A 17,413-nucleotide genomic window follows, 5' to 3' on the forward strand; every position below is an offset into this window, starting at 1 on the left:
GTCAGCGGTCCCCGGCGAGCTCGGCGAAGGCGTCGGCGAGGTGGTCGGCGAGTTCCTCCATGCGGTCGCCGGGAAGCTGACCGTCGTGCACGAGGTGGATGACCAGCTCGCCGTCGCTCAGCATGGAGTTCACCGCGACCGGGAACCAGGCGACCAGCGAGCGGTGCTCGACCATGAGCGGCACGGACCGGATCCAGGCGGCGCCGCCGCCTACCCGGATCGCCTCTCCCCCGGTCGCGGTGTGCTCGACCATGACGGCGGGCTCGGGGAGCGCGCGGATCCGCGCGGTAGCCGGGGTGTCGGCGCTGAGCTGGCGCAGGATGCCGTAGCCGACCCCGTCGTTGGGCACGGCGGCCAGGGCGTCGGTGACCGGCCCGAGGGCGTCGTCGGCCCGCTGCCCGTCCGCGACCGGGACCACTGCGGGGTAGGAGTTGGTGAACCAGCCGATCGACCGGGACCTGCCTGACGGGCGGAAGGCGTTGTGGGTGGCCTCGCCGACCAGCATGAGGTAGGCGTCTGCCCGTCCCGTCCACCGGCTCCAGGCACAGGCGACCGCGGCGGTCGCAGCGGTACGGCCGGCCGTACCGCTGGTGGCGAGCGCCTTGGCGACGCGGTCGGCGGGCACCACGCGGCGCAGCACTTCCGGGGCTCCGGGAACGCTCGACGGTTCGAGGCCGGTGGGCAGCCCGCCCGCTGACTGGCCGCCCTCCAGGACGGCGGCCCAGTACCCGGCCTCCGCGGCGAGTTCGTCGCTGGCGGCCATCGCGGTCAGGTGCCTGCTCCACCGGCTCCAGGCGGTGCGGGCCGCGGGGTCCTGGCGGGGGTCTGGCGCGGAGTCGCGCAGCGCGGCGTTGAAGTCCTCCAGCAGCGGGACGGCCGAGGTGTGGTCGTAGGCGAAGTGGTGGACGATCATGGTGAGCAGGGCGGTGCGGGCGGGACCCCTGTCATAGAAGCGCATCCGCAGCATCGCGCCCCTGCCGGGGTCGATGTCCTTCAGCAGCTCGTCCCTGTCGCCCGCCAGCACCGCGAGTTCCGCGCTCTCGCCCATGGCGGGCAGCACCGTGACGTCCAGGACGTCGTCCGGGCGGGCGGTGCCCACGTCGATCCGCCACCCTGCGGAGTTGCGCCGCAGCCGGTAGCGGAGCGGTTCGTGGAGGTCGAGGAGGGTGGCGACCGCGTGCCGTACCGCGTCGCTCCGCACTCCTGCGGCGAGCTCCAGGACCTCCGCCACGACGAAGTCCCTGGCGTCCTCCTGGGCGTGGTTCAGCATGCCGTACATGAGGGGGGTCAGCGGGATCGGCGTCGTGGGCGGGGAGTCCGCGGGCGTGGGCAGCGCTCCGGCGGCGAGGGCACGCAGGGTGGGCCGTTCGAGGACGTCCTGCGGGGTGATCGACAGGCCCGCGCTCTCGGCCCGTGCCGCGACCGCGACGCTCAGCAGGGAGTCCCCGCCGATCGCGAAGAAGTCGTCGCCGGGGTTCACCGTCTCGCGGCCCAGCAGGTCGGCCCAGATCAGGGCGAGCGTCCGCTCGGGGTCGGAGGTGCCGTCTGCCGTCCGAGGTGCCATGTCCGTCATCCTTTTCCGGTCGGTCTTCGCGTTGGGCGTCTGGGGCAGCCGGTCGTGGATGACGATCCGGGTGGGGACCATGTGCGCGGGCAGCCGTTCCGCCAGCCATTCGCGGATCGCGTCGGGGGCGAGCCGTTCTCCTGCGACGTGCCCGGCCATGCGGACGGCGCCGCGCGGGCCGGTGTCGGGCAGGATCGCGGCCTCGCGCACGCCGGGGTGTTCGAGCAGGACGCGCTCGATCTCGGCGGGTTCGACGCGGTTGCCGCGGATCTCCAGTTGCTGGTCGCCGCGGCCTTCGAAGGCGAGGTCACCGTCCGAGCCGAGCGTGGCGAGGTCTCCGGTCCTGTACATCCGGGCTCCAGGGCGTTCGGAGAACGGGTCGGCGACGAAGCGGGTGGCGGTGACGCCGGGGAGCCCGTGGTAGCCGCGGCCGACGGCCACCCCGCCGATGTACAGCTCGCCCCGCTCGCCTGGCGCGCAGGGTGTGCCGTCGGGGCGAAGGACGTAGGCGGAGCAGTTGTCCACGGGGCGGCCGATGCCGGGCAGGGTGTCCGCAGGGCCGGGGGCCACTTCCGCCCAGGTGGAGACGACGGCGCACTCCGACGGGCCGTACATGTTGATAGTCCGGAAGGGCGCGTGTGCCGGAGGCCGTACCCGCAGCCGATCACCCCCGATGCCCAGCACCCGGAGCCGCAGGCCGGGCACGTCAGGGAGGTCGGCCAGCACCATCTCGCCGAGGGGGGCCGCCAGGGAGGTCACGGTGATCTGCTCCCGCGCCATCCAGCGCAGCAGGTCGGCGGGCGGGCGCGCGGCGTCGTGCAGGACGTGCAGGACGGCGCCCCGGGTCAGCGCCGAGAGCGTCTCCAGGACGGCGGCGTCGAGTCCGGGGGCGAGGACCTGGGCGACGCGGTCCTGCGGGCCGAGGTCCGTGGTCGCCGCGTACCAGGCGAGCAGGTTGTCGAGGGCGGCGTGGGTGATCTCGCAGCCCTGCGGCCTGCCGGTGGTTCCCGAGGTGTGCGCGATGTAGGCGAGGGCGTCGGGCAGCGGGTCCGGCGGGAGGACGACGTCGCGAAGGTGGCTGCCCGCGACGGGGATCACCTCGGTTCCGGCCGGGGGCCGTTGTCCGTCGCCCAGGACGGTGAGCGGGCGGCCGAGCCCGGCCAGCAGCCCGTCCACGCGGGCGTCGGGCAGTTTCGGGTCGATCGGCGTGAAGGCCCCGCCCGCCTTGAGTACGCCGAGCCATCCGGTCACGAGGTCCGGGCCGCGCCCGGCGACGACGGGAACGGGGGTGCCCGGAGTGACGCCCGCGGCGACCAGCCGCCGCGCGAGGTTGTCCGCCCGGGAGTCCAGCTCTCCGTAGGAGAGGGTGCGGCCCGCCTCGGGGTCGACCACGGCGGGCCGGTCGGGCTGCTGGGCGGCCCACCGTTCCACGGCCCGGTGCGCGGGCAGCGCCGCGACCGGCCGCTCCTGGCCGCGCAGCACGCTGGTTCGTGCGCCCGGCGCCTTGGCATCGAGTTCGGCCAGCCGACGATCGGGAGTGGCCATCGCCGCGCCGACGAGGTCCTGGAAGAACGCGACGAGCTGCTCCGCCGTCGAGAGGTCGAACAGGTCGACGGCGTACTCCAGATACCCGTTCATCGGGCTGTCCGGCTCGTCGTTCATCCCGATGGTGAGGTCGACCTTCGCGGTGCCCGGGGCGACGCCGCCGATCGTGCCGCCGGCGGGAGCCAGGTCGAGCGAGGCCGGAGCGCTGAAGTGCCCGGCGGTGTTCTGATGGATGTAGGAGACCGTGAACACCGGGTGCCGTGCCGGGTCCCGGCGGCCGCCCAGGTCCGCGACGATCTTCCCGAACGGGATCTCCTCGTGGTCCAGCACCCCGGCCACCGTCCGCGCGCAGCGCCGCACCAGCTCGCGGAAGGTCAGTCCCCTCTCGACGCGGGTGCGGAAGGGCAGGGCGTTGTTGAAGTAGCCGATCAGCTCGTGGGTGTCCGGGTGGGAGCGGCCCGAGGTGGCGCCGCCGACCACCACGTCCTCCTGCCCCGCCCACAGGTGTAGCAGCGCGTCCACGACGGACAGCAGCGTGACGAAGGGGGTGACGCCCTCCTGCCTGCTGAACTCGCGGACCGCCAGGGCGTGCTCCGTGGAGAGGGCGAACTGCACCAGGCTGCCCGCGTGGGACTCGACAGCGGGACGCGGCCGGTCCAGCGGCAGCTCGGCGGTCGGCAGGTCAGCCAGTTCCTCGCGCCAGAACCGCAGCCCCGCCTCCAGCCGCTCACCGGTCAGCACCTCCCGCTGCCAGGCGGCGTAGTCGCCGTAACCGCAGGTCAGTTCAGGCAGTACGGCGGGCCGTCCGGTCACCCGGGCGGTGTAGCAGGCGCCGAGGTCGCGGAAGAACGTGGTGGGCGACCAGCCGTCGAACACGATGTGGTGCCACGTGCAGAGCAGGATGTGCTCGTCGTCGGCCACCCGCAGCAGGATCGTGCGGATGAGCGGGCCGGACGACAGGTCGAAGGGGGCGACGGCCTCGTCGTGGGCGAGCCTGCGTGCCTCCGCCTCAGGGTCTGCCGACCCGCGCAGGTCGACGACGGTGAGCGCGGGGGGCGGGGCGTCGAACAGCACGTAGGGGCGGCCCATGTCGTCCAGGACGCGGGTGCGCAGCACGTCGTGGCGTTCCACCACGTCGTGCAGGGCTGCCCGGAGCGCGTCGTGGTCGAGTGCGCCGCGGTGGCGCAGGTCGCCGGGGATGTTGTAGAGCGGCCCCGGCGGGGCCAGCCGGTCGAGGTACCAGAGCTGCTCCTGGTTGTAGGAGAGCGGGATCCTGGCTCCTTCCGGCAGCCGCGCGATCCTTCCTTCCGCGGGCGTGGTCGCGCCCTCTGCCCGGCGGGCGGCGATGAGTCCGGCCATCTCCCGCACCGTTCGGTGGGCGTAGAGGTCGGCGAAGGTGGTCCGTACGCCGAAGTGGCTCTCGGACTCGCGGATGAAGGTGATGCCCGCGATGGAGCTGCCGCCGAGGGCGAAGTAGTCGGAGTCCGGGGTGAGGTCGGGGGCTTTGAGTATGCGGGACCAGAGGTCGGCGACGGCCTTCTGGATCTCCTCGTCGTCCAGTGCCGTGGGCCTGGGTGTGGTGTGCTGGGGTGGCTGGTACCAGGAGGAGTCCGGCTCGAAGGGGTACGTGGGGAGCTCGATGCGGGGGATTCCCGCGCCCTCGTAGTGGCGGTCCCAATTGATGGCCGCGCCCTGCTCGTAGAGCCGGGCCAGGACGTCGCTTTGAAGGGTGAGCACGGTGAGGTCCGGGGCGAGCTCGCTGATCCGGCGGGACAGGACGCCGCCGGTGCCGAGCTCCAGGAGGAGGGCGCCGTCCCGCTCGAAGTCCCGTACCGCGCGGCGGAGCCCGGCGTCGTCGACGTCTCCGGTGCGTGTCAGGTTGGCCGCTTCGCGCAGGGCGTCCTCTTCCGAGAGTTGTCCCCGGATGACCTTGACGGCGAGGTTGCCCGGTCCCGAGCCCACCAGCCTGCCGGTGTCCAGCCCCCGCGAGCGGACCAGCTCGTACAGCGCCAGGTGACGCCGCAGCAGGCCCTGCGCGTCGTCGCCGTCGCCGTCGCCGTCTCCGTCGCCGGAGAACAGCAGGACGAGGGGTGGTGCCCGGTCCGGGACCGGCTGCTCGGGGGCCTTCGTGTCCCGCAGCGCGTCGGCCAGTTCCGCGAGGTCGCCCACCGTGAAGGCCCGCCGCCACGGGTGGTCGTCGCGCCCCCGGTTGAGCGCGTGGGCGACGGTGGCGAGGTCGTCGTCCGTGGTTTTCAGGAAGTCTTCGAGGCTCCGCGCGTACCTGAGGTACGCCTCAGGGGAGGCGGCCGAGAGGGTGACCACCTCGGTGTCCGGGCGGGCGCGGTCCGGGCGTGGCAGGGGCCGGGGCGGCTCCTCCACCACGACGTGCACGTTGGTCCCGGTCAGGCCGAAGGAGCTGACCCCGGCGCGGCGCGGGCCCGGCGGCCACGGCTGGCTGCTGCCGGACACCCTCACCGGCCCCTCTGGGGTGAGGGACGGGTGCGGGGTGCGGAACCCGGCGGTCGGGTAGAGCGTGGCGTGCCGTACCCCGGCAAGGACCCTGAACAGGCCCGCCATGCCCGAGGCGTGGTCGAGATGTCCCACGTTGCCCTTGGCGCCGCCGATCAGCACCGGGTCACCGTTCCAGCCCGCGCCCTCCAGCGCCCGGCGCAGCGCGCCCACCTCCACCTGGTCGCCCAGCGGCGTGCCTGAACCGTGGCACTCGATGTATCCGGCGTCGGACACGGTCAGGCCCGCGTCCAGCCAGGCGGCGGTGAGCAGGTCGCTCTGGGCGTCCTGGCTGGGGGCGCTGAGCGCGGTCGCCCGGTAGCCGTTGTGGTTGACGGCGACGCCGCGCACCACCGCGTGGACGTGGTCGCCGTCGGCGAGCGCGTCGGCGAGCGGTTTGAGCAGGACGAAGCCGCCGCCCTCACCGCCCACGGTGCCGTCGGCCCCGGCGTCGAAGGGGCGGCACACGCCGCTCGGGGATTCGATGCCGGGCAGCGGGTCGTGCCGGGCGGCTGGCATGAGCAGCGCCTGCACGCTGAGCCCGCCCGCGATCGCGAGGTCAGCCCGCCCCTCCCTGAGGTGACCGACCGCGTCGGCGAGGGCGGCCAGGCTGCCGCTGCACGCGGTGTCCACGGCGAGCACCGGGCCCGTCAGGTCCAGCAGGTAGGCGACGCGGGCGGCGGTCCCGGCGGGCAGGGTCCCGAGGATCTGCTGCGGGTCGTCCTCGTGGAACAGGGTGGCGTACTCGGGGCGGGGCGCGCTGAGCACGACCGCCGTGCGCGTCCCCCGCAGCGAGCGGGTCGCGTACCCGGCGTTCTCCACCGCCCGGTGGACCAGCTGGAGGGTGAGCCGCTGGTGCGGGTCCATCAGCTCGGCCTCGCGGCGGGAGATGCCGAAGAACCGGTGGTCGAAGAGGTCGATCCTGTCGAGGTAACCGCCCGCCGCGTAGGCGGTGCCGGCGTCGCCGCCCGCGTGGCGGACCCGCCCGTCGGCCGGTTCGCCGACGCTGGTGCGTCCGGCAGCCAGCCCGTCGTGCAGGGTGTCCAGGTCGTCGGCGCCAGGAAGGGAGAAGGCCGCTCCGATGATCGCCACCGCGTCCCGGTTCATGTCGTTTCCTCGCCTCACAGTGCGTAGTCGCCTTCGTGGTCGGAGCCGGTCTGTTTCAGCAGCTTGGCCATGGCCTCGACGGTGGAGTGCTCCAGCAGCGCGGCCACCGGCACGGGCGCGTCGGCGAGCGCGGTGAGCCGCTGGGCGAGTTGCATCAGCGTCAGGGAGGTGCCGCCCGCCTCGAAGAACTTCTCCTGCACGCCGATGCCGTCGGCCCCGCGTTCCAGCAACCCCGCCCACACCTTGGCCACGGTCCGTTCCGCCTCGTCCCGTGCCGCGCGGTGCCGGGCGGGCGGGGCCTCGCCGACGACCCGCGTCTCCAGGGCGCGCCGGTCGACCTTGCCGTTGACGGTGTACGGCAGAGCCCGGTGCAACCTGACGACGTCGGGCACCAGGTACGGCGGCAGCCTGCGCGCCAGGTGCTCCCGAAGCTCGCGGACGCTCGGTGTGCTGCCAGCCACGGGCACGACGTGGGCCACCAGCCTGCGCGTCTGCGCCTCACCGACCGCCACGACGGCGGCCTGGGCCACCTCCGGGTGGCGGGTCAGCTCCCTCTCGACCTCGCCGGGTTCGACCCGGAACCCCCGTACCTTGACCTGGTCGTCCGCCCTTCCGCGGAAGACCAGCCCGCCGCCGGGCAGGCGGCGCGCCAGGTCCCCCGTCCGGTACATGCGGGCTCCGGGCGGCCCGTAGGGGCAGGCCACGAACCGCTCGGCGGTCAGCGCCGCCCGGCCGACGTACCCGCGTGCGAGCCCCTGTCCGCTGATGTACAGCTCGCCCGTCACCCCGTCGGGAACGGCCCGCAGCCGCTCGTCGAGCACCCACGCGCCGGTGCCGGGGATGGGTTCGCCGATCTCCGGTTCGCCGGCGCCGTCCAGCGGGGCGCTGATCGTGGCGGCGACGGTCGTCTCGGTCAGGCCGTACCCGTTGAACATCGCGCGGTCCGGAGCCCAGCGGGCGGCGACCTCACGCCTGCACGCCTCCCCCACGGCGAAGAGCGTCATTCCGGGCGGAAGGCTGCCGGGAGGCAGCACGGCCAGCGCGGCGGACGGAAGCGTCGCGTGCGTCACCCGGTGCTCGGCGAGGGTGCGGGCCAGGGGTGGCCCCACGAGGAGGTCCTCGGTGGGGGCGAGCACCAGCGCTGCCCCGGTGAAGAGGGCCATGGCCGTCTCCCAGAAGGCGCCGTCGAAACCGGCGGCGGCGAACTGGAGCACCCGGTCCCCCGGGCCGACGGGAGCGGAGCGGGCGGCTCCCGCGAGCATGCCGGTGATCCCGCGGTGGGTGACCGCGACCCCCTTGGGACGGCCAGTGGACCCCGAGGTGTAGATGACGAGGGCGAGGTGGTCGGGCAGCACCTGGACCTGCGGCGGCGTCTCCGGATAGGCCGGGAGGCCGTCGACGTGCAGGACCGCTACTTCCGGCGGGCACCAGTCGGCCCGCGTCGCCCCGTCGGTGAGGAGGAGGGTCGCGCCGGTGTCCTTCAGCATGGCGCTGAGCCGTTCGCCTGGGTGGGAGAGGTCGAGCGGCAGGTGCGCGCCGCCCGCCTTGAAGATCGCCAGCAGGGCGATCGTGTGGCGGATGCCCCTCGGCATGGCCAGGCCGACCGGCAGGTCCGGGCCCACGCCGTGCTCACGCAGGTGGTGGGCGAGCTGGTTGGCCCTGCGGTCCAGTTCGGCATAGGTCATGACCTGCGAGCCCTCGCGCAGGGCGGGCGCCTCGGGGGTTCGCGCGGCCTGCTCGGCGAACAGGTCGTGCGCGCATCGCGCGGGGGGTGCCGGGTCAGCCGGGGAACGTTCCTCGGCGGGCAGGGCCAGCTCGGCGACCCGCCGATCGCCGGGCGCGGAGAGCTGCGCCAGCAGCGCGCGTAACTGCCCCGCGAGCCGCCCCGCCGTACCCTCGTCGAACAGTTCGCTGTCGCAGCGGACCTCCAGCACCAGGGTGGACTCGGTGCGGACGTGGAGGGTCAGCGGGTAGTTGGTGGCGTTGGCGGTGTCCAGCGCGGTGACCCTCGCGTTGCCGTCGGCCAGCGTGGTGGGGTCGACCGGCAGGTTGTCGAAGGAGACCGCGGTGTCGAAGAGCGGGGCGCCGGGTGGGACCTCGGTGTGGGCGCGTTGTTCGTGCAGCGGGTGGATGTCGTGCTGCCTGGCCTCCGCCTGCTCCGCCTGGACCCGGCGCAGCCAGTCCTTCACCGAGGCCGCCCCGTCGACCCTGATCCGTACGGGCAGGGTGTTGACCAGCAGGCCGATGACGGACTCCACGCCCTGCGGCTCCGGGCCGCGGTGCGCCACCGTGGAGCCGAAGAGGACGTCGTCGTTTCCGCTGTGCCGCGCCAGCAGGAGCGCCCAGGCGGCCTGGATCACGGTGTTGAGGGTGAGCCCGCTGCTGCTGGCGAAGTTCTGGAGCGCGCTCTGGTCCAGCCGTTCCAGGTGCACCTCGTCGGGTCCCAGCCTGCGTGCGGGGGTGCCGACGTAGGGCAGCGGTGTGGGGGCGGGGAATCCGGCCAGGGCCCGGCTCCAGTAGGCGCGGGCGGGGCCCAGGTCCTGGGCTGCGAGCCAGTGCACATAGTGGCTGAAGGGGGTACGGGCGGGCAGGTCGGGGATGCGTCCTGCCGCCAGGGCCGTGTGGGCGGCGAGCACGTCGCGCAGGACCTCGGTGATGCTCCAGCCGTCCAGGAAGAGGTGGTGGCAGGTCCACAGCAGCCGCACCTCGTCGTCTGCCGTCCGGATCACGGTGAGCCTCAGGGGCACTTCCTCGCGTGGGTCGAGGTCGTGCGCCTCCCCGTCCTGGAGGGTGAAACGCGGATGTACGCGCTGCATCTCGTCGTTCTCCACGGTGCTGCGCAGCGCCGGAGTGCGGTCCACGACGAACTGCCAGGCCCGCATCAGGAGCTGCGGGTCAGTGACGCCACTGATCGTGACGTCGATCAGCCGGGCGTAGACGTCCGGCGCGCCGCCGGCGGTCAGGGCGTGGTAGAGCAGGCCGCTCTGGAGCGGAGTGAGGGGATAGAGATCCGGGTCCTCACCTGACGGCAAGGGCGCTGGACCGGCGATGTCCTGCGGGATCGCCGCCTGCGCGAGGGCGCGGACGGTCGGCCGGGTGAAGACGTCCTTCGGCGTCAGGGCGAGACCCGCGGCGCGTGCCCCGGCGACCAGCCGGACGCTGGTGAGAGAGTCGCCACCCAGGTCGAAGAAGTCGTCGTCGACGCCGACCTCCCGGACGCCGAGCACCTGCGCCCACACCGCGACGAGCGTCTTCTCCTCAGGGGTGGACGGCGCGGCGTACGCGGTCGCGACGTTCCGCCCGCCCTGCGGCTCGGGCAGGGCACGCAGGTCGACCTTGCCGTGCGCGGTCAGCGGGATGGCGTCGAGCACCTCGAACGCCGAGGGGATCATGTAGGCGGGCACCAGCGTTTCCAGGTGCCCGCGCAGCTCGGTGGCCGTGGGTGTCCGCCCCGCTGTGGGAACCACGTGGGCGACCAGCCGACCGGCCCCGGCAGCGGCGGTCACCACCACCTCGGCGAGGTCGGGATGGGTGGCGAGGGCCGCGGCCACCTCGCCGGTCTCCACCCGGTAGCCACGGACCTTGACCTGGTCGTCGCCCCTCCCGAGGAACTCCAGCACGCCGTCGGCGCGACACCGCACCAGGTCGCCGGTCCGGTACATCCGATCGCCCGGCTCCCCCCAGGGGTCGGCGACGAACCGTACGGCGGTGCCGGACGGGCTGCCCCGGTAACCCCGGGCGAGCCCGGCACCGGACAGGTACAGCTCGCCCGTCACGCCCGGCGGGACGAGGTTCAGGGTCCGGTCCAGCACGTAGTGCCGTACCCCGCGCACGGGCCTGCCGATGGGAACGACGCGGTCCTCGCCGGTCTCCACGAGGTGGGCGGTCGCGCACATGGTCGTCTCGGTCGGGCCGTACAGGTTGGCGAACGGATGGACCGCACGCCACTGCCTGGCGGTGTCCACCGAGCACACGTCGGCGGCGGCGCAGGCGAGCTCCAGCGCGGGCAGGGACGCCGGGTCCAGGGTCGCGAGCAGCGCCGGGGGAAGCATCAGCACGGTGACGGCGTCCCGCCGGATCCGCTCGGCCAGCAGCGCGGGGTCCTCGTACTCCTCCGGCAGGCTCATGCAGACGGTCGCGCCGGTCAGCAGCGGCATCAACGCCTGCCAGATGCCGCCGTCGAAGGCGAACGGCAGGTGCTGGAGCATCCTGGCGCCCGGCCGCAGCCCCAGGGTGGTCCGGCTGTCGTCGGCCAGGTTGCCGACCCCGGCGTGCGGCACGAGCACGCCCTTGGGGCGTCCCGTGGAGCCCGACGTGTACACCACGTACGCCAGGTTTGCGGGGTGTGCTCGATGCCCGGGCGGGGTGGAGGGGTAGGCGGCCACGTCCGGGCACACCACGGTGGTGACGGTGCCGGGGAGCCGCGGCAGGTGCCGTTCTCCGGCGACCACCAGCTGAGCGCCGCTGTCCGCCACGATGTCGGCGAGGCGGCTCGCGGGCTGCGCTGGGTCCAGGGGCAGGAAGGCGCCGCCCGCCTTCAGCACGGCGAGCGCGGCGACGAGGAGGTCGGGGTCGCGGTCGAGGCAGAGCGCCACGATGACGTCGGGGCCGACGCCGCGCTCGGCGAGGTGGTGGGCGAGCCGGTTGGCCTCGGTGTCGAGCTGGGCGTAGGTGAGCTGCCGGTCCCCGCACACGACGGCGACGCGGTCGGGGCCCTCCAGGACCTGTTCGTGGAAGAGGTCGTGTACGCAGGAGTCGTCCGTACGCTCCAGCGGGGAAGTCCAGGCGGCCCTCAGCCGGTGCTGCTTCTCATCGGTGAGCAGGGGCAGGCGGGCCGGGGTGCGCGCCGGATCGTCGGTGATGCCGGTGAGCAGCGTCTCGAACCCGTCGGCCATCGCCTGGATGGTCGCGCGGTCGAACAGGGCCGTGTTGTAGAGGAGGTCGACGGTCAGGCCGTCGCCGCTCTCCTGGAACTCCACGGTCAGCGCGAAGACGGCGCGCTCCGGGGCGGCGTCCACGTCGCTGACGTGGAGGGCGCCGAAGCGGCGGGCGCGGGAGGGGGCGTTGCGCATGACGACGAGGGTGTCGATCAGCGGGGTACGGTCTCCCCCACGTTGGGGGGCCAGCGCTTCGACGACGCGGTCGAAGGGGAGCTCGGCGTTTTCTGCCGCGTCGAGCATGGCGTCGCGGACGTCGGCGAGCAGGTCGGTGAAGGGCCTGTCGCCGGTCACCTGGGTGCGGAGGGCCAGGGTGTTGACGAAGAAGCCGATGAGCTGGTCGAGCTCCGGGTCCTCCCTTCCGGCGCTGACCGTTCCCGAGACGATGTCGGACTGGCCGCTGTGGCGGGCGAAGAGGATCTGGCAGGCGGTCATGAGGGCGTGGAACAGGGTGGCGCCGTGCTCGTTGGCGAGGGTGCGCAGTCTGGCGGTCACCTGGGGGTGGATCCGGTGCCTGATGCGGGCGCCGTCGGTGCCGGTGTTCGGGGTTCTGGCGCGGTCGGTGGGGAGTTCCAGCGGGGGCGCGCCGTCGAGCCGCTGCTTCCAGTAGGCCAGCTGGGCGTCCGCTGTGCCGCCTTCGAGGCGTTCGCGACTCCTGTCGCCGTAGTCGGTGTACGTCGTCGGCAGGGCGGGCAGGTCGGCGGCCTCTTCGCCGTAGTACGCGCCCAGGTCGGCGAGGAGGATCTCGTAGGACCAGTCATCGGTGACCAGGTGGTGGGCGGTCAAGGAGAGGACGTGGTGGGTCCGGTCCAGGCGGATGAGGCGGGGGCGGAGGAGCGGTCCACTGGAGAGGTCGAAGGGGTGCAGCAGGTCCTCTCGCAGCAGCTCCCGCAGCGCCTGTTCGGGCATTCCGGTGAGGTCGGTCAGGTCCGCCGCGATCGGGCCCGGCGGGTGCACTGTTCGCGTGCCTCTGCCCGTCGCGTCGGCGGCGAACGTGGTGCGGAGCGTTTCGTGGCGGGCCACGAGCCGGGTGAGGGCGCGGTCCAGCGCCTCGGGGTCCAAAAGGCCTTCGAGGCGTACGGCGCAGCCGACGTTGTAGTCGGGGCCGGGGGCGTAGCAGTGCAGGAACCACAGCCGCTGCTGGACGGGCGCGAGCGGCCCCGTCCGCATGTCCTTGTGCTCCACGGTGGGGGCTGAAGGTCCGACGGTTGCCGGATAGCCGGTCAGCACCCGGGCGAGTGCGGCGACCGTGCGGTGAGTGAAAAGGGCGCGTACCGGGACGTCGACGGCCAGGGCGGCGCGGATCCTCCCGACGAGCTGGGTGGCGTGCACCGAGTCGCCGCCGAGGGCGAAGAAGTCCTCGTGCACGCCAACGTGTGCCACACCGAGCACCTCTGCCCAGAGCGCGGCCAGCGCCCGTTCCCGAGGGTCACGGGGCGAGGCGCCGTGGGACGGCACGTCGGGGAGGGCGTGCCGGTCGACCTTGCCGTTCGGCAGCAGCGGCAGCTCATCCAGCAGGACCAGAGAGGCAGGCACCAGGTGCTCCGGCAACTGCGAGCGAAGGAACGCCAGCAGCTCCTCAGGGTCGCCCACGGCAGGCGCCAGGAAGCCGACGAGCCGCCGAGGCCCCAGCACCCCGCCACCACGCACGACCACGGCCGCCGCGGCGACATCCGGGTGACGCACCAGCGTGTTCTCGATCTCCCCCGGCTCGATCCGGAACCCGCGGACCTTCACCTGCTCGTCACTCCGGCCGAGGAACTCCAGAACCCCGTCCGGCCGCCGGCGCGCCAGGTCACCGGTCCCATACATGCGCCCGCCCACACCCCACGGGTCGGCCACGAACCGCAGCGCCGTCTCCCCCGGCCGCCCGTGATACCCACGCGCGACGCCGGGCCCGCCGATCCACAACTCCCCGGTCTCCCCGTCCGCCACCGGGCGCAGCCGTACATCCAGGACATGAGCGGTAGTGCCGGGAACGGGCCGCCCGATCGGGACCAGAGGGCTGTCCCCCACGTCCTGACGGGCCGGGAAGAAGAGGCAGGAGTCCACGGTGGTCTCCGTGGCCCCGTAGGCGTTGACGACCGTGGTGCCGGGCGAGAGGAGGTCCAGCAGTTCCCCGCAGTCCTCGGCGAGCCAGCCCTCCGAGCCGACGGACAGCAGCTTCAACGGAGGCAGCAACCGCCCACGCTTCGCGGCCTCCCTGCCCAGCGCCTTGGCCATGCTCGGCACCAGCTCAACGGCGTCGGCACGTTCCGACTCCAGAAGGTCCAGCAGCCGCGCAGGGTCCGTGACGGTGTCCTGAGGCGCGATGACGATCGTCCCGCCCGCGAACACCGACCGCAGCAGGTCGGCGAGAAAGAGATCCACCGAGAGACTGGTCGTCGACACGAAACGCAACTTCTCGCGACGCAGCCCGTAGAGACCCTCCCAGGCCTCGAACACGCTGAGCAGCCCCCGGTGCTCGACCACGACCCCCTTGGGCACGCCCGTCGACCCCGAGGTGTACATCAGGTAGGCAGCCGACCCCGGCAGCGGCCCGGCAACCTGACCACCGGGCTCGGGGCCCGGATCGAGAAACACCGGCTCCGGAAGACCAGAAGCAAGGGGCGACCGGGCGAGCACGAGGGAGACACCGGAGTCGGCCGCCATCAGCTCCAGCCGGTCACGCGGATACGCGGGATCCAGCGGCACATAGGCGCCACCGGCCTTCAGGATGCCCAGCACCCCGACGACCATGTCGGCCCCGCGCTCGACGTACAGCCCCACCAGCACCTCGGGCCTGACCCCTCGCCGCGCGAGCCGCCCGGCCACCTCGCCGGTGAGCCGATCGAGCTCAGCGAAGGTCAGCCGCCGCTCCCCGTCGACGACGGCGATCGCCTCAGGGCTGCGCGCGACCTGCTCGGCGAACAACTCGGTAAGGGTCAAAGGGCTCTCCCCGGGCGCGAGGCGACGGCTCGTTCACGGATCGATCGTTTCGGTCACGACCCCACTGACCAGGACAATAGGCAGCCGACCTATTACCTCGTTATCGATCTTCGTGAGCGCCCGGAACGTCCCTACCGCACGGCGGCCAGCAAGGCACGCTCCGAGGTGGCCGCCCGGACGAACGCCGCCACCGCCCGGGACCGGGAACGTTCCGGCCAGGCGACCAGGATGGTGGTGACCGGCCCGTCGAGCACCGGCACCGCCACCAGATCGTCGGTGAGATGCCGCCGGACGGAGTCCGGCATCACGGCGACGGCCTGTCCCAACGCGATGAGCTGCAGGAGCTGCCCGCTGTCCCGCACCAGCGGCCCGGCGGCGTCCTCGGCCGACATCCCCGGCCAGCGCGGCAACGGCTCCCCCGCCAGATCGGCCATGATCAGATCACGCTCGCCCGCCAGCCGGTGACCCACCGGCAGCACGGCGACAGCACCCTCGGCGCGCAGCTCCTCCGTGTCGAAACCGGAAAGATCGTCATAGGGGCGCTGCAGGATGCCCACATCGGCCCGGCCGTCGCGAAGGATGCCCGCCTGCTCGCCGATCCCGCACACGAGCACCTCCACCGGCACCGAGTCCGGCTCCTCAGCGTAGGCAGAGAGGATCTCGCCGAGCAGTCCACTGTCACCGCCGGGCTTCAGCACGACCACCAGCCGCGGCTCCTGCTGACCGGCGCGCTGAGCCCGCCGACCGGCCGCGGCCACGGCGTCCAGAGCCTTGCGCCCCTCGTGCAGCAGCACCGCGCCCGCGCTGGTCAACGTCACCTTCCGGCTGCTGCGTTCGAGCAGCGTCACGCCGAGCCGCTGCTCGATCTGCTTGATCGCGCGCGACAGCGGCGGCTGCGCGATGCCCAGCCGTTCTGCCGCCCGCCCGAAATGCAGCTCCTCGGCGACCATGACGAAGTAGGCCAGCTCCCGCGTCTCCAGCGCATCCATACCCCTAGGGTATCGCTGCTGACCGAACCGATCCTGGTGGTTCCGCCGGAGCAGTGGTGAGCTTGGATCATGACCGAGAAGAAGACAGCCCTGGTCACCGGGGCGAACAAGGGCATCGGGTACGAGATCGTCGCCCAGCTGACCGCGCTGGGGATGACCGTCCTGCTCGGCTCCCGGGACCCGCAGCGCGGCGCGGACGCCGCGAAGGCTCTCGGCGTCGAGCCGGTGACGATCGACGTGACCGACCCGAAGTCGGTCGCGGCGGCCGCCGCGTTCGTCGAGAGCCGGTACGGCCGGCTGGACGTGCTGGTGAACAACGCCGGGATCGCCGGCGGCTGGGGCCAGCTCCCGTCCAGCGCGGACCTGGACGAGGTCCGTGCCGTGTTCGAGACCAACGTGTTCAGCGTGATCACCGTGACCAACGCCATGCTGCCGTTGCTCTCCCGCTCCCCCGCCGCGCGCATCGTCAACCTCTCCAGCGGCGTCGGCTCGCTGGCCATGATGAGCGACCCCGACGGCCAGCTGGCGGAACTGCCCGCGTCGGCCGCCTACGTCCCGTCGAAGACCGCGCTCAACGCGCTCACCCTGCAGTACGCCAAGGAGCTGGCCAAGACCGGCATCCTGGTCAACGCCGCAGATCCCGGTTACTGCGCGACGGACCTGAACGGCCACCGCGGATTCCGCAGCGCGGCTCAGGGCGCCGCGATAGCCGTACACCTGGCCACCCTCGACGCCGACGGTCCCACCGGCGGCTACTTCAACGACGACGGCCCGGTCCCCTGGTAGTTGCGGCGGTCGATTCTCGCCCGCACCGCGTCCGAACCGAAGTGGTAGTCGATGCGCCGGGCCGCCTCCGCCCACTGCCGCATGGTCAGAGCGGGCGACAGCGCCTCCACCACGAAGGGGTCGCTCCAGCGGGCTCGCGCCCGCCCCCAGAGCACCTCGGGCGGCTCATCCAGGATGTTGCCCACGGTGCCCTCGTAAATGGGCATCGCCCGCGCTTCGCCGTCCGGTTCGAGCTGGAGGGCGTTGAGGACCATGCCGTTCGCGATGAGCTGGGGGTGCATCTGCAGGATGCGGTTGTCGGTGGTGGTGACCGCGACGGATTCCGGGGCCAGCGCGCGCAGCCGGCGGGCGTGCGCGGGATCGTTCAGCAGCTTGATCTGGTCCTCCGTGAGCAGTTCGCGCTCGTCGAATCCGGGCTGGTTGGCCAGCCCGCCGGGGACGGCAGCGCCGAAGGCGACGAACCCCAAGGAGGGGAACTGCGGGGCGATGACCTGGCAGAGCTCCTCCATCTCGGCGAAGTTGCTCTGCAGGAGCACGCAGTCGATCCCGAACGGGGTCCCGTTCTCGGGGCTGACGTCGTCCAGCAGCCGCAGCGCTCGCATCGCGTGCGCGAACGCCCCTTTCCTGGCGCGGATCCGGTCGTGGGTCTCGGGCGTCGCGCCGTCCACGCTCACGACTATCCGTCCGCACACCTCTCCCAGGCGGCTCGCCAGCTCGGCGGTCATCGGCCAGCCGCTGGTGTAGAGGGCGACGTCCAGCCCGGCGTCCGCCATGCGGCCGATGACCTCGACGATGTTCCTGATCAGCAGGGGTTCGCCACCGGCGATGGCGACGCCCTGCGGGCGCATCGCCACGATGCGGTCGGCCACCCGCACCATGTCCGCGTCGCTCAACCGCCGGGAAGGGCGCCTGCCGGACTCGGAATAGCAGTGAACGCAGCGCAGGGGGCAGGCGTAGGTGACATCCCAGATCACTCCGTCCGGCAGGTCGCTCATGTCTCTCTCCAGGGTTTCTCGTAGGGGCTCGGGCGGTCGTGAGGCGGACCGCCC

General features: G+C 72.9%; 5 protein-coding genes. 1 reads left to right on the forward strand and 4 read right to left on the reverse strand.

Going from position 1 to position 17,413, the window contains the following annotated elements:
• Position 1: 1 nt before the first annotated feature.
• The 3 genes from ACIBG8_RS08445 to ACIBG8_RS08455 all read right to left on the reverse strand — a co-directional run bounded on the left by ACIBG8_RS08445 (position 2) and on the right by ACIBG8_RS08455 (position 15,578).
• Positions 2 to 6,724 (reverse strand): amino acid adenylation domain-containing protein, encoded by a 6,723-nt coding sequence (locus ACIBG8_RS08445; RefSeq protein ID WP_397341943.1) that lies wholly within the window; start codon positions 6,722 to 6,724, stop codon positions 2 to 4.
• 14 nt (positions 6,725 to 6,738) lie between these two features.
• A complete protein-coding gene (locus ACIBG8_RS08450) occupies positions 6,739 to 14,589 on the reverse strand; it encodes an amino acid adenylation domain-containing protein (RefSeq protein WP_397341944.1) in 7,851 nt (2,616 codons plus the stop codon).
• Positions 14,590 to 14,720: 131 nt separating this feature from the next.
• Positions 14,721 to 15,578: a LysR family transcriptional regulator gene (locus ACIBG8_RS08455; RefSeq protein ID WP_397341945.1), complete on the reverse strand. Its 858-nt coding sequence runs from the start codon at positions 15,576 to 15,578 to the stop codon at positions 14,721 to 14,723.
• A 69-nt stretch (positions 15,579 to 15,647) separates the two neighbouring features.
• Between ACIBG8_RS08455 and ACIBG8_RS08460 the strand changes: the two genes are divergently transcribed.
• Positions 15,648 to 16,364 (forward strand): SDR family oxidoreductase, encoded by a 717-nt coding sequence (locus ACIBG8_RS08460; RefSeq protein ID WP_397341946.1) that lies wholly within the window; start codon positions 15,648 to 15,650, stop codon positions 16,362 to 16,364.
• Here ACIBG8_RS08460 and ACIBG8_RS08465 read toward each other — a convergent pair.
• The gene (locus ACIBG8_RS08465) at positions 16,331 to 17,359 is read right to left on the reverse strand and encodes a radical SAM protein (protein ID WP_397341947.1); all 1,029 of its coding nucleotides are present in this window, start codon (positions 17,357 to 17,359) and stop codon (positions 16,331 to 16,333) included. The genes ACIBG8_RS08460 and ACIBG8_RS08465 overlap by 34 nt on opposite strands.
• Between the last annotated feature and the right edge of the window lie 54 nt (positions 17,360 to 17,413).

Source organism: Nonomuraea sp. NPDC050556 (assembly GCF_044457355.1).
GTDB lineage: Bacteria > Actinomycetota > Actinomycetes > Streptosporangiales > Streptosporangiaceae > Nonomuraea.

What these genes read in the sequence shown, in the direction of transcription:
- ACIBG8_RS08445 (WP_397341943.1), bottom strand. Translation starts at nt 6,724, where the DNA reads ATGAACCGGGACGCGGTGGCGATCATCGGAGCGGCCTTCTCCCTTCCT.
- ACIBG8_RS08460 (WP_397341946.1), top strand. Translation starts at nt 15,648, where the DNA reads ATGACCGAGAAGAAGACAGCCCTGGTCACCGGGGCGAACAAGGGCATC.
- ACIBG8_RS08465 (WP_397341947.1), bottom strand. Translation starts at nt 17,359, where the DNA reads ATGAGCGACCTGCCGGACGGAGTGATCTGGGATGTCACCTACGCCTGC.
- ACIBG8_RS08455 (WP_397341945.1), bottom strand. Translation starts at nt 15,578, where the DNA reads ATGGATGCGCTGGAGACGCGGGAGCTGGCCTACTTCGTCATGGTCGCC.